The sequence below is a fragment of the Amycolatopsis sp. cmx-11-51 genome, assembly GCF_047608665.1.
Classification (GTDB): domain Bacteria; phylum Actinomycetota; class Actinomycetes; order Mycobacteriales; family Pseudonocardiaceae; genus Amycolatopsis.
Window position 1 is genome coordinate 42575 of the sequence record NZ_JADNQO010000005.1, and the last position, 13978, is coordinate 56552.

General features: G+C 67.9%; 8 protein-coding genes. 4 read left to right on the forward strand and 4 right to left on the reverse strand.

Features of this window, described 5'->3' with window-relative positions; genetic code table 11:
- Positions 1-3: 3 nt before the first annotated feature.
- Positions 4-915 (reverse strand): phytanoyl-CoA dioxygenase family protein, encoded by a 912-nt coding sequence (locus tag ACM6LU_RS19735; RefSeq protein WP_414939188.1) that lies wholly within the window; start codon positions 913-915, stop codon positions 4-6.
- An 84-nt stretch (positions 916-999) separates the two neighbouring features.
- Here ACM6LU_RS19735 and ACM6LU_RS19740 point away from each other — a divergent pair, with 84 nt between their 5' ends.
- The 4 genes from ACM6LU_RS19740 to ACM6LU_RS19755 all read left to right on the forward strand — a co-directional run bounded on the left by ACM6LU_RS19740 (position 1000) and on the right by ACM6LU_RS19755 (position 8310).
- Positions 1000-1860, forward strand: coding sequence for a helix-turn-helix domain-containing protein (locus tag ACM6LU_RS19740; RefSeq protein ID WP_414939189.1), 861 nt, complete (start codon positions 1000-1002; stop codon positions 1858-1860).
- A gap of 465 nt (positions 1861-2325) precedes the next feature.
- On the forward strand, positions 2326-3438 hold the full coding sequence (locus ACM6LU_RS19745; protein ID WP_414939190.1) for a helix-turn-helix domain-containing protein: 1113 nt from the start codon (positions 2326-2328) through the stop codon (positions 3436-3438).
- Between the two features lie 694 nt (positions 3439-4132).
- The gene (locus ACM6LU_RS19750; RefSeq protein ID WP_414939191.1) at positions 4133-5713 is read left to right on the forward strand and encodes a hypothetical protein; all 1581 of its coding nucleotides are present in this window, start codon (positions 4133-4135) and stop codon (positions 5711-5713) included.
- Positions 5714-6495: 782 nt separating this feature from the next.
- Entirely contained in the window at positions 6496-8310 is a 1815-nt protein-coding gene (locus ACM6LU_RS19755; RefSeq protein ID WP_414939192.1) for a helix-turn-helix domain-containing protein, read from the forward strand.
- A 468-nt stretch (positions 8311-8778) separates the two neighbouring features.
- Here the strand turns inward: ACM6LU_RS19755 and ACM6LU_RS19760 are convergent, their stop codons facing one another.
- From ACM6LU_RS19760 to ACM6LU_RS19770, 3 genes are all read right to left on the reverse strand, one after another.
- Positions 8779-10101: an MFS transporter gene (locus ACM6LU_RS19760; RefSeq protein WP_414939193.1), complete on the reverse strand. Its 1323-nt coding sequence runs from the start codon at positions 10099-10101 to the stop codon at positions 8779-8781.
- Between the two features lie 81 nt (positions 10102-10182).
- Positions 10183-11817 (reverse strand): tannase/feruloyl esterase family alpha/beta hydrolase, encoded by a 1635-nt coding sequence (locus tag ACM6LU_RS19765; protein WP_414939194.1) that lies wholly within the window; start codon positions 11815-11817, stop codon positions 10183-10185.
- Between the two features lie 202 nt (positions 11818-12019).
- Positions 12020-13924: a helix-turn-helix domain-containing protein gene (locus ACM6LU_RS19770; protein ID WP_414939195.1), complete on the reverse strand. Its 1905-nt coding sequence runs from the start codon at positions 13922-13924 to the stop codon at positions 12020-12022.
- Positions 13925-13978: the final 54 nt, after the last annotated feature.

Genomic DNA, 13978 nt, shown 5'->3' on the forward strand with positions numbered 1-13978 from the left:
AGCTCACCTGAACCGGGACGGAGGGGTTGGCACGTGTTCGCTCATCGAGTCGAACTTGCGGACATAGCTCAGCCCCTCCGGGATCTCGATGCTGGTCGTCGAGGTCCAGCCCCGGGTCAGGGTGGGCCAGTCGGGCACGTCGGGGTGGAAGTGCGGTCGGAACGGCTCGTAGCCGTCGATGAAGGCGGCCGGTTCCGACCTCGCCTGCCACCGGATGTCCGCCGACAACCGCAGCCGGTCGCTGAGGTTGGGGCGGGCCCCGTGCACGGTGAGGCTGGTGAACATGAGCACGTCCCCCTGGCCGAAGTGGGTGCTGCGCCAGTCATCCACGCCGCTGCCCGCCACCTGCGCGGTGACCCCGCCGGGGCCCTCCGCCCTGGACACACCGAGCACGCCGAGCTTGTGCGACCCGGCGAGGACCTCGAGCCCGCCGGCGTCGGGGGGACAGTCGGCGAGGGGGATCCACATGGTCAGGGTGTCGACCGCGCCCTGGATGAGGCGGTAGTCCTGGTGAGCGGGCGTGGGGGTGGCCCGCGGCGTCGGCGCCGTGAGGCGGGCGATGTGCATCGGGTGGCAGAAGACCTCCTCGCCGAGCAGCCGCTGAGCCAGGCCGCGCAGCTCCTCCCGTTCGCTGAGCTCGTGGAAGGACTGCGTCGCCTGTACGGCGGAGTACATGCCGAAGAAGGTGGACTTGCCTTCCTCGACCGCCCGGCCGGACGCCCGCAGCTTGTGCGGCTCGGTGCCGGAGGCCAGCCACCTGCTGTCGTGGAGCACGGCCGCGATGTCGGCGCGAACACCGGTGACGTAGTCGCTGGGCAGCAGGTGGGGGAAGTAGAGGTAGCCGTCCTCGGACATGCGCTCCCGTAGCGCCGCGACGTCGTCGGCGATGTCGCTGGAATCGATCAACTGCTTCATGTTCTGCCTCCGCCGTGGGGGTCTCGACGGATTCGACTGTACGAAGGGCGGGGCGTCGCGGACATGGCTGAACCTGCCGGGGAGATGACAGATCCTGCTGCGACGCCCTCGCCTCCGGCCGGGTTGCTCGTCGTCGGCGAGAGCACCTTCACCAAGCGCATCGAAGCGATCCGGCCGACCGGCTCGCCGAGCTGGCTGCTCATGTGGACAACGCGGGGGCGCGGCGTCGTGCACCACGGGGACACGGCACTGACAACCAGCGCGGGGCAGCTCGTGCTGATCGAACCCGGTGTGCGGCACACCTACGGAGTCGCGCCCGGCGCCGAGGAATGGTCGCTGCTGTGGGCACACTTCCGAACACCACAAGGAAACTGGCTCGGGACGAGTCGCCGTCTGACCCCGGCGGCGAGTGGCGCCGCGGAGGCCATCGACGCCGCCTTCGACCGGCTCCGCCGCTACGCCCGGCTCACCGGTGATCACATCCCGCCGTCGCCGGTCCACCTCCCGGCCTTCGCCACCCGCCCCGAACAGCGGGCCCTCGCCATGTGCGCGCTCGAAGAGATCGTGCGCCTGGCCGACCTCGCCGGTGCCCCCGCCGCACCGCCGGGCCCTGACCCGCGCATCGCCCGCGTGCGGCAGCTCATTGCCGAGACACCGGAGGCCCCGCACACCCTGAACTCGCTCGCCGCCATAGCCGGGCTGTCACCGTCGCGCTTCAGTCACCTCTACGCGAGGGCCGCCGGCCACAGCCCCATGCAGGAGGTGCGCACCCGCCGCCTGCACCGCGCGGCTCGGCTGCTGACCGGCACGGGAATGTCCGTCGCCGCGGTCGCCGGCACCGTCGGCTACGTCGACCAGTTCCACTTCAGCCGCGCGTTCCGCCGCGAGTTCGGCCTGCCGCCGAGCAGTTACCGGCACCACGGCGAGGTTCCCGGTTGGGACTGAACGTGTTCGGAATCTGTGCGGGCGTCCCCCAAACCTGACCCGGTCAGGCAGGGGACCACTAGGGGGACGCATGGACGCGCTAGAGCCCGGCGGTTCCCGCGCCGCGACACCGAGAACCGGCTCGCTGACGCGTTGCAACTCGCCGGTGAGCAACGCGTCCGCTGCGGGCAGGCGGGGCAACAACCGGGTCTCGCCGATCCGCCGCCTTTATCGTCCACCCACCCGGCAACGCAGCCCTTCACCGTGGCCGGACCAAGCGACAGAACCCGGCATCTCCGAGCCCGAGAGGTCCGAACCAGTCCGACACCAGGCGACACACCCCGACATCGCGGATACGCGACGACCAGACGAAAAGGTCATGTCCGGCATTACTCGGCACCGTCCGACCCACCCAGGTGCCGACTCTTATCGAGGAATAAGGCAAATGTGGCGTGGTCGTCGGCGGGCCGGCAGTGGGGTGGAGGCGTGACTCGCGTGCCTGGATGCCGCACTCGGGTGTGCGGCGACCCCGCTGAGATCAGGCACCTCGCCAAGGCCCACACCAATTTGGCCGACGCGTGCTCGTGGACCGGCCGGGACCGTCAGGGACGATCGTTCCTGCACACCGGGTTGGCGATGGCCTCACGTGCGGGCGCCGACTATGTGGTGGCGACAGCCGAAGCCACCGCGGCCCGACTGGATTGGCTCGCGGGCGAGTGGTCCGGTCTGGCCGAGCGGGTACAGGCGCAGATCCATGCCTATGCCCATCTGCCACACATCGCGAACGAACTGAACCTGGTCATCGGCTGGCTGGCCGCCGCACGCGGCGACTGGCTGACCGCCGAACGCGGATTTCACGCCGCCCTCGACATTCACCCGACGGCGGTGATCCCGGTGGCGGTGGCCGCGGCGGGAGGGATGGCAGCCATGCTGCTCAGCCGGGACGACACCACGGCTCGCGGTCACGCGGAGCGCGGACTCGCCCTGCTCCGCGCGAAGGGCTCTTGGGCGTGGACCGCCGAGATAGTCCCCCAGGCTGTCGCGTGCTACCTCGCCGACGACGAAACCGGTGCCGCGCGGCAGCTCGTCGCGGAAGCCGAGGAGGAGCTAGACGGCATCGACGCACCCTCGGCGCGGATGGCGCTCACGGTGTGCAAGGCGCAGGTGGCCGCCGCGGCGGGAGATCACGACGACGCGGAGCAGCACTACCGTGACGCGCAGCTGCGATACCAGGAACTCGGGCAGCCCTACCGCGCCGCGCAGTGCGCCGACAGGGCCGCTCGCATCACCGGCGCCGGTCCCGCGGTGTTCCGTGAGCTGGCCGTCACGTTCGACGCACTGGGCGCCACCGTCGACGCGGCCCGCTGCCGTCACCACATCCGCAGCACCGGCACCGTCATACCTTCTGTCCGTGGCCGCCGCAGCTACGGCACGCAGCTGTCGCCGCGCGAACACGATGTCGCACGCCTGCTGGCAAACGGCCACACCAACCGGGAGATCGCTCAAGCCCTGTTCATCTCACGGCGCACCGTCGAGGACCACGTCGCCAACGTACTCCGCAAACTCGACGCGTCTTCCCGGCACGATGTCCGACTCTGAATTCACTGGGAGTCAAACAGACCCAGGGGTTTGTAGCAGATTCGAGATGCGTGGACATAGCCGTTGAAGCCGTGCCGGGGATCGGGCTCGGCGAGGACGGCGAGCTGGGTGCCCCGGGCGCGACGACGGTACCTCGTCGAATCGGCTAGTGTCGCGTGATCCTGCAGGACTTACCCGTGATTGGACGGCGATCTCCGGAGATCGCCGTCCAATCACGCGTAACCGCCGTCTGATCACGCGAGATCGCCGTCCGACGAACGAAACCCAACGTCAAACAAGCAGGATCACGCGACACTAGCCACGTTGGGATCACCCTCCAGAAAGACGAAATACGAAGGGAAAGATGGACGCAAGACCAGGCCATGACGCAAGAAATCAACAGCTCGACTTCTCGAAAGTAATAACCGGCGCAGACGGGGACCGCCCGATGCTGTACGTCGGGTTGCTGTGCTGAAGCCTCACGACCGCGGTGCGAACAGACTTGGACGCCGAAACCGCGGGACGACTTCGACCGGAAAATTCGGAGTTCTCTTCAGCCGGGGACCGCGTGTGTAATTTCCACCATGCAGGGCAGCACAAGAGTGTGGATGGATCCATGGCGTTGCCGTTTTCGCCTTCGTAATATCAGCGCGACAGCGTGACCTGGATCACCTGTCGATTCCCCACATCACCCCCGGTCCCTGGAGGCTGTCCGATGTCCACGAAGAACGCACGCGCCGTTATCCGCCGGCGCGGTCCGGCACTGCTCGCGGTGCTGACCTCGGTGGCGGCCGCGGTGTCCCTGGTCGGGTTCTCGTCCCAGGCGAGCGCCGGCCTCGCCGACGCGGCCTCGGCGGCCGTGGAGCACGATCCGGTGCTCATCATCCCCGGCATGGGCGGCACGACGCAGTACATGGAACCGATGAAAACCAAGTTCGTCGCCGCGGGATGGCGGTCGGACCGGGTCGAGACCTGGACCGACAGCAAGAGCATGAACGGTGACCTCACCACGGCCGGACAAGAGATCGGGCAGAAGGTCGACGAGGTGCTGGGGCGCACCAAAGCCAGCAAGGTCGTTCTGGTCACCTGGTCCGCCTCGACGCTGGCCGCCCGCTCCTACCTGAAGAAGGTCACCGGCGCGCAGGACAAGGTGTCGCTGTACTTCTCGATGGCCGGGCCGCACCACGGCACCACCACCGCCTCGATGTGCCAGCACATCGTCTCGTGCAAGCAGTTCGCCATCGGCTCGCCCTGGCTGGCCGACCTGAACTCCGGCACCGAGGACCCCGGCTCGCCGGGTGTCCGCTACACCACGCAGCGCTCCAACTGCGACTGGAACGTCAACCCCAGCACCTCGGCGGAGCTGGCCGGGGCCACCAACCTCCAGACACCGACCTGCATCACCCACGGCAGCTTCCCCAGCGACACCGGCGTGTTCACCCAGATCAAGAACATCATCATCGAACACGAGAAACAGACACCCACCACGACTCCGACTCCCACCAGCACGAGCAGCCCCACGACGACCACCACCACCCCGCCTGCCTCGCCCTGCTCGTCGGTCAACGGCCAGTGGGGCACCGCGGGCCCGTTCGCGGTGACCTCGGCCTCCAACGGACGTGGCACCACCGTCGTCCGACCGGTCAACCCCGGCACCCTCGGCTGCACCACGCACCCGGTCGTGCTGTGGAACAACGGCGCCAAATCCAAGCTGGACCGGTATCTCCCGCTGCTCAACCACCTCGCCTCCCACGGCTTCGTCGTCGCCGCGGCGGAGGGCAACGCGGGCAACGCGGCCCCCATGCTTCAGGGCCTGGACTACGTGACCGCGGAGAACAACCGCGCCGGCAGCCCCTTGCAGGGCAAGGTCGACCTGACCAACGTCGGCGCCACCGGCCACTCCTTCGGCGGCGGCGCGGCGATCGACGCCGGAGCCGACCCCCGCGTGGACACCATCGCCCCGATCTACCCCCTCGCGACCACCAACGGCAACCGGTTACGCGGCCCCGCACTGTTCATCGCCGGCCAGAACGACCCCACCATCGTGCCGATCGTCGTCCGCACCCCCTACAACCAGGCCACCCAGGTCCCCGCCATCTTCGCCGAACAACGCGGTGCCGACCACTACAGCATCCCCGCCCTGCACGGCACCATCACCTCCTGGTTCCGTCTCCACCTCATGCGCGACGAACAAGCCCGAGGCCTCTACTTCGGCCCGAACTGCACCTACTGCTCCTCACAGTTCTGGTCGATCTACGAACGCAACGCCAAAGCCCAGGCCGTCCCCGGCGCCTGACCACACCCGCACACGACGAGCGGGGAGCCCGACACCGGTCGGGCTCCCCGCTCGTTTCTGATGGTGGAACACTTCGACGGTGCGCCCGGCGCCGAAGCCCACAGCGGTCGCGTTCCGCGCCGCGGTCGATGCGAACTGGGGGGTCGGAGCCTTGCCCTCGTCGCGTGACGTGCCTTGACGCTGCGGCACGAGCGGACCCGAGTATCGACCTTGACAGATCAGGCTCATATGCCATTCGCTCCGCCAAAGCCGACCAAGTCCGGTCCAGGTCAGCGATGACGGTTTTCACCTGCCGCGAACAAGAAATTCAAGGCAGCCCAGGACCAATGTTTCGAGGAAACATCCCGACGCCTCCTGGTATGTGAGAACCGAACATTGTCGGCCACGCATATGAGGTCACACTGTTGACAGCAACATTGCGAGCAGGAGGCGACGTATGGAAAGAGGATCGGGACGCCGTGGTTTCCACCACGCTCCAGGTGCAGCCGACGCGCCTACGCGCTCATTGCCGCGTTTCAGCGGCGGTCAGCGGCCGGGAGGAAGTGCGGTTTCGTCCAGAGCCTCCCACGGTCGAATCAAAGGAAACCCCTATTTCGGGCATGCTGGCTGAGCACCGCACCTCGGGCGGCACAGGACTCGACCACCTTTCGCGTCGCCTGCCCGTTGCTCAACCCCGCTACCTCCCCCAGCGAAGCCAAAAGACGCTCTCTGCGCCGAGAAACGAAGTCGAGAACCCATCGAGCAAGGCCCTGCACAACGCTGTGCAGTGAGGAGACAGGTCCATGGACAACGACGTCCCCACTCGACTTCTCGAGTTGCTCGCCGGCGGCGCGGACAGCGATGAATTGGCGCGGGTGACGGTCGAGGAGCCCTCAGCAGCCGCGGCCTTCAAGGCCGCACTGCGCATCAGCGCGACGCTGCGCGGGCACCGGCGACGAGAGACCGAGCTGGCGGCGTTGTTCGACACCGCGGGCGATCTGGCGCGACTGCGTGATCCGGGCGAGGTACTGCAGTCCATCGTGCACCGCGCCCGCAGGCTGCTCGGTGTCGACCTGTCCTACCTCACCCTCACCGACGCCGCCGCGGGCGTCACCCGGATGCAGATCGCAGACGGCTCGGTGTCGAAGCTGTTCCCACAGGTCAGAATGAAACTAGGGGTGGGAATCGGTGGCCTGGTCGCACAGACCGCGCGCCCGTACACCACCCCCGACTACCGCTCCGACAAGCACTTCCTGCACTCCGAGCCAGTGGACGACGCGGTCCGCGACGAAGGCCTGACCGCCTTGCTCGCGGTACCGCTGACGGTAGGCGAAACCGTCACCGGCGTGCTGTACGCCGCGGACCGCACCCCCCGGGAATTCACACCCGACGAAATAGCCCTGCTGTCCTCTCTCGCCGACCACGCCGCCATCGCGTTGGACAACGCGCGGCTACTGGCAGAACTCAGCACCCACAGCCAAACGATGGAGCGAGCCGAGGAAGCCCACGACCGGCTGATGGACCTGGTGCTGCGCGGCGAGAACACCTCCGCCGTCGCCGCCGCGGTCGCCGACGTACTGCACGGCGGCATCGGCGTGTACACCAACGACGGCGGGCAACTCGCCCACGCCGGACTGCCCACGGCCCCGCCGGACCCCCAGGCTGTCACCGCGTCCCACAACTCCGGCCGCGCCACAGTCACCTCAGGGGGTTGGGTCTGTGCTGTGCAAGCAGGACCTGAACTGCTCGGCAGCATCGTGCTGCGCACCGACACCAGCCTCTCCGCCGCCGATCGACGTCTCTTCGAGCGCGCCGCCGTGGTGACCGCACTGCTGCAGATGCTGCGCCGCTCGGCAGCCAAGGCCGAGGACGAAGTCCGCGGTGAACTACTCACCGACCTGCTCACCGCACCTGAGCGCAACCCCTCCGCCCTCATCGAGCGCGGCCATCGCCTCGGCGTGGACCTGACCGCCCGGCACGCGGTCTTCATCGTCCACGCCGGCGAGGTGTCCCGGCGACGCCTGGCCGCGGCAGCCGCCCCCTTCGCGGCCCTCAGCGGCATCCACGCCGAGCAGGTCGTACTCCTGGCCTCCACCGATACGCCCGGGGCCCTGGCCGCCCGCATCGCCTCCGCGCTCGGCTCCCACGCGGGCCTGCCGATCACCGTCGCGGCGGGCGGCCCGGCCTCCGGTCCCCCCGATCTCGCCGCCGCCTACCACGAAGCAACCCGCTGCCTGCGCGCGCTGCTCCGGCTGGGCCGCGAAGGCACGGGAGCCTCGATGGCAGAACTGGGTTTCATCGGCCTCGTACTCGCCGACCACGCCGATCACACCGGCTTCATCCACGAGACACTGGGCCCGATCTTCGACTATGACCGCAACCGCGGAACCGAACTGGTCCGCACCCTCAAGGCCTACTTCGCGAGCGGCTGCAGCATCCCCCGCACGAAGGACACCATCCACGTCCACGCCAACACCGTCGGCCAGCGCCTGGACCGGATCGGCAAACTCCTCGGCCCGGACTGGCAAGCCCCGGACCGAAAACTGGAAATCCAACTCGCGCTGCGACTGCACGAACTGCACACCCCTGAACATCGTCACGCAACGCCGACAACGTGAATCAGACCGGTATTCCGACTTGCACACGAGAGCCTTCTGCGCGCATTCATATCCAATTCGGATTACCCACGCCTATTCATGGAATTCCGACTCCCGTGGTTCGCCTCGGCACTGTCGATCAGGCAGCGGAATCCTCACCAGTTCCTCATGTCGAACCGTCATTCGCGGCTCCGGAGCGGCGCTGGGCGCCCGGTCCTCTCTGAAGAACGGGCCCGGCGCCCAGGACAAGGTGTCGATGTACTTCTTCATGGCCGGGCCACACCACGGCGTCACCGCTGCCGCGTCCTGGTGCCAGCGCCCGCTACCCCTCGTGCGAGCGATTCGCCATCGACTCGCCATGGCCGGCCGCAGCCACAAGTGCGCCGTTGGGTTTCCCTTTGCCGATCGGCGTTCGCAGGGCGTCAACGATGACCGCGTCCGTCATGAGTGTCTGCTTTCTCAAGCCGTGGCGGTGAAGCAAGCCGTGATTCAGTGGGTCGGAAGTTCCGAAATGTTGCGGCGTCGGGTTTCTTTGGCTGCCAGGATGCCGAGGACCGAGATGGCGGCGGCGATGGCGATGTAGATGGCGATCGGCGTGCCGTTGCCGTAGTTCCGCAGCAGCGCGACGGCGATGATCGGGGCGAGAGAACCGGCGAAGATCGAGGTGACCTGGTAGCCGATGGAGGTGGCGCTGTAGCGGACGCTGATGTCGAATTGCTCGGCGAAGAACGCCGCCTGCGGGCCGTACATGGCGGCGTGCATGAACAGGCCACCGGTCACCGCCAGGATGATGAGTGCGGGTTGGCGGGTGTCGAGAAGGTGGAAGAACACCGGCGCCCATGCGGCGGTCCCGATGGCGCCCGCCAGGTACACCGGCCGCCGGCCGACCCGATCGGACAGTGCGCCGAACAGTGGGATCGCCACCAGGTGGACGGCGTTGGCGACCAGCAGAGCGGTGAGGACGACGCCGCTGGAGAGTTTGAGGTGGGTCGTGACGTAGGTGAGCACGAACGCGGTGATGACGTAGTAGGAGACGTTCTCCCCGACCCGTGCGGCCATGCAGATCGCGATTTCCTTGGGGTGGCGGCGTAGTGCTTCCAGGGCGGGTGCCCGGCGCGGAGTTTCACCGGCGTCTGCCAGCGCTTTCGCCTTGATGAACGACGGGGCGTCTTCGACCGCCGTGCGGATCCAGAAGCCGAGGACGACGAGCGCGGCGGAAAGCAGGAAGGGGATGCGCCAGCCCCAGCTGAGGAAGGCCGCTTCGTCCATCGTTCCGGCGAGGATCGCCAGGACGGCGGTGGCCAGCAGGTTGCCGATCGGGACGCCCGCCTGTGGCCAGCTCGCCCAGAATCCGCGACGCTCGGCGGAGCCGTGTTCGCTGACCAGCAGCACGGCGCCGCCCCATTCGCCGCCGACGGCGAAACCTTGCACCAGCCGCAGGCTGGTCAGCAGCACCGCCGCCCAGATGCCGATCGATCCGTAGGTGGGGAGCAGGCCGATGGCGGCGGTGGACACGCCCATGAGCATGAGGCTGACCATGAGGAGCTTCTTGCGGCCGAGGCGGTCACCGAAGTGGCCGAAGACCAGGCCGCCGATGGGGCGGGCGACGAAACCGAGCGCGTAGGTCAGGAACGCGAGCATCACCCCGACGAGCGGGTCGCTGTTGGGGAAGAAGAGCTTGTTGAACACCAGCGCCGCGGCCGAGCCGTAGAGGAAGAAGTCGTACCACTCGACGGCGGTGCCGACCAGGCTGGCGGCGACGACCCGGCCCATGCTGGTCCGAGGCGTGGTGGATTCGTGCGTTCTCGTCATTGAGACTCCACTGGTAGCCCTCCCGGCCTTCGACCGGAGGGGTGGGGAAGGGTGCTATTCGCTGCTGCGGCTGAAGAGTTGTTATCTCTGGCAGGTGAAGCTGTGGGCGTTGTCCGGATCTCCGCCGGTGTAGCGTGGCCACGTCGGGTACTGGCACAGGGGGCGGGTGCGTTGTCCTGCCGTGGGGTTGACGTCGGTGACGACCGGGTGGACGGGCGCTTTCCCTTGCCCGGTCCAGGTTTCCAGCGCGCCGAGCGAGTCCCAGCCTGCGGCGAAGGCCGCGCCGACGTTGACGTGGTTGGCGCCGGGCACGACATAGAACCTGGCGAACCGATCGGTGGCCTGACGTCCGACGGTCCGCTGGACGCGTCCGAAGTACTCGGCGGTGGAGCGAGAGCTGACCAATTCGTCGGCGGCGCCGTGCAGCATCAGCAGCTTGCCGCCCGCCCGTGCGAAAGGACGCAGATCGGGATTGTTGACGTCCTGCAGTTGCGACAGGTCGCTGATCCGCTGCTTCCATTCACCGGGGGCTCGCGGGTCGAGGGTGAGGGAGTTGAAGGACGGGTCGCGGGTGACGAAGTACCGCGTCCACTGGTCCCAGAACTGCGGTCCGTACCCGGCTGTCGTCGGCATCGGGTGGGCAGGTGCCTGAGTTCCCATGCCGAGCAGAGGCGTGCTCATTTTGGCTCCGGACAGGAACGGGAAGCCGGGGTAGCCTCGCTCGCCGCTGCCGAGGCGGTAGTTCCAGTACAACGGCGAGGAGAGCCGCACGACGGCGTTGATCTGGGTGTCGGACAGGCAGGTGTCCGCGGTGTCCTTCCCACCGGGGCAGCGCAAGGCCCAGGGGTGGTAATGGCAGCCGTCCGGATTGGACACGACGCCGTCGGTGAGGCCGTCACGGCGGTCGCAGGCGTCGATGACGCCGCGGTAGAGCACGGCTTGCTCGGCGGGGTTGAGAAAGGCACCTGGCTGGGACAAGACCCGCGTCTCGTAGCCGAAGAACAGGTCGAGACTGGCGGCGTTCCACGCGGGATAGACCGCGATCACCCCGTCGAACGCGGTGGGCCAGCGCTGCGCCACGGCGAGCGCTTCCCGTCCGCCGGTGGAGCCTCCGGCGAAGAAGCTGTGGGCCGGGTGTGCACCGGGATAACGCCGGGAGATGAGGTGGACGGCCGTGTCCCTGGTCTTCTTCAGCGCGTCGCCCGCGAAGTTCCGCACCGCTTCGTCGTTGAGACCGAACGAGCCGTCGAGGGTGGTGCTCGGCGGGAATCCGGGCGTGGCCTGGTGCCCGGAGTCGCTGGCGAAGACGGCGTAGCCACGGGCGAGGGGTACGGGTTGATCGGCGGGTCCGAACGGGACGTTGCCCGCGATGTTGGGGATGGTGCCGTCGTAGCCGCCTCCACCGAACATCAGCGAGCTGTGATTCCACTGGGTCGGCAAGGCCAGTTGCATCTTGATCCGGGGGGCGTTCGGGTCCACGGGCCGGATCGCGGCATCGACCGAGCAGTACTCCCCGATCGTCGCGGTGGCGGCGACCAGCCGGGTCGCGGTGACCTGACCGCCGGAGGTGGGCAGGCTGATCGCGGCGGCGGGAATCTGGACGCCGTCGAGGTCGGCGCAGAGCCCGGACGCTGACTGCTGAGCGTGTGCCGCGAGCGGCATGACGAGCGTGGCGAGCAACGGGGTCACCACCGCGGCCGTTCGGAAGACCTTCATGATGACCTCCATCGTTCGTATCCCGGTTCGGCCATCAGGCTAGGCAGCGACGACCACTCATCGCGATGTGCGCGGGGCACACTGGATTCTGTTGGCGACTGTTCGGATGTGACACTCGCGGTGTGTTTCTGACCGACTTCCCCACGCGACTGGCCTTTAGTCCCATATTCGATGTAGAGCCATGTCGCGACATGGCTCTGCATCACGCCTCGTCCGCCGATTCGGCGCGTGGATGCGAGGTAGTGACCTTGAGCAGGCGCAACGCGACTTGGATCTCCAGGAGCTGATCGGCGTGACGCCAGGTGTCGCCGATGAGGTGACTGATGCGGCCGAGGCGCTGGGACACCGTGTTGTGGTGCAAATGCAGTGTCTGCGCGGTGGTGCGGGCGTTGTGGTTGGTGGCGCAGAAGACTTCGAGAGTGTGCAGGAGTTCGGTCCGGTTGACCCGGTCGTAGTCCAGGATCGGTCCGATGGTGGCGTTGATGAAGCCGCTCAGATCGGGGTGGCCGTTGAACAAGGTGCCGACGAAGCCGAGGTCGCCTGCTTCGGCTGTGTCACCGTGACGGCCGAGGGCCAGCAGGGCGCGCATGCATCGGGTGGCTTCGTCATGGGCGGCGATGATCGAGGTGGGGTGCGGCACCCTGGCCACGCCGGCGGTGACACGGTGACGAGAGGCGCGGGCGAGCTCGCGGGACGCGGCGCGAGCGACCGCGCGTGGTTCGTCGCCGGGTGCCAGCAGCACGACCGCGTCGTGATGGTGGGTGGCCAGGCCGCGGAAGCGGCGTGCCAGCGCGGCGATGGCGGGATAGATCCGCTCGCGCGCGGGGCCTTCCAGGTGAGCGACGACCATGACCTGGCACACGTCGAGGTCGACGCCGAGGATCGCCGCACGCCGCCGCAGCAGGTCGTAGTCCTGGGCCTGCTGGGTGAGGAGTTCGCCGAGCAGTTCGCCGCGCACCCGCGCTTCGGCTTCGGCCATCCGCCGCCGGGTGACCAAGACCAGCGCGGCGACCAGGGCGGCACGCTCCAGGATGCGCCGGTCGGTGTCGCTGATCGTCGACGGGCCGATGTGGACGATGGTGCCCAATGGCTCGGATTCGGTGATCATCGGCACGACGCAAAGATGCTCCCGCACGAGGGTATGACCGGATCGACGGGCCTCGACCCCTATCTCGGCCAGCTCCACCAGGGGCGCGTCCCCGTCGTCGCCCGAGGTGGCGATCGCGACGCCGTGTTCGTCCACGACCACGACCTCACCGGGCACCGCGGCGGCGGTCGCTTGAACGACTTCGTCGACGCCCTTGCCTTGGATGACCAGTTTGGTGAGGCGTTCGTGCACCTCGGCGGTGCGTTCCAGGTCATCGACGTGGGAACCGATGGTCGAGTTCGCGATGCGCAGGTCTTCGACCGCGGATTGGGCGGCGGTCAGCAGCCGGGAGTTCTGAATTGCCACAGCGGCGTGGTTGGCGAGCATGCTGAGCGCGTTGATGTCACGGCTGCTGAAAGTCCGTACCGCACGGTGGGCTGCCAGCAGGACCCCGATCACCTCTTGCTTGAGCTTCACCGGGACACCGAGGAGCGAGTCGATACCCTCGGCCGTGACAGTCCTGTCGACCGGCCCGGTGTGCGTGAGCGTGGTGTCGAGCAGGTAGGACTCGACGCTGTAGGGCTCACCAGTCCGGGCGACCATGCCGCCGAGCCCGCAGCCTGGAGCGAGCCGCAGGCCGACGAGCAGGCCGGAGATGTTGCCCGACGCCGCCTTGATGAAGCAGTCACCGCGGTCGTTGTCGCTGAGGCTGATGTAGGCCAGGTCGCATTCCAGCAGACGCCGGGCCCGGTCGGCGATGGCCTGCAGGATCGAGTCGAGGTCGCGGATGGAAGCCAGGTCGTTGGCCGTGTCGTTGAGCAGTTGCAGTTCGGCTTCGTTGCGGCGGTGCCGGATGAGGGTCTCGCGCAATCGCAGCGCGATCGCGCGTTCACGCTCGACTTCGGCCAGCTCGTCGGGAGCCAGGTTCGCCGCCCGTGCCCGCGTCACGGCGGTGTCGAAGGCACTGATGTCCGCGTCCTGCTGCAGTAGCTGAAGCAGGGATTCACCTTTCGTCCGCATCGATCCTCCTGATGGGCAACGGCACGTCCCGCCGCGCGTTCGACCACGCTTGTG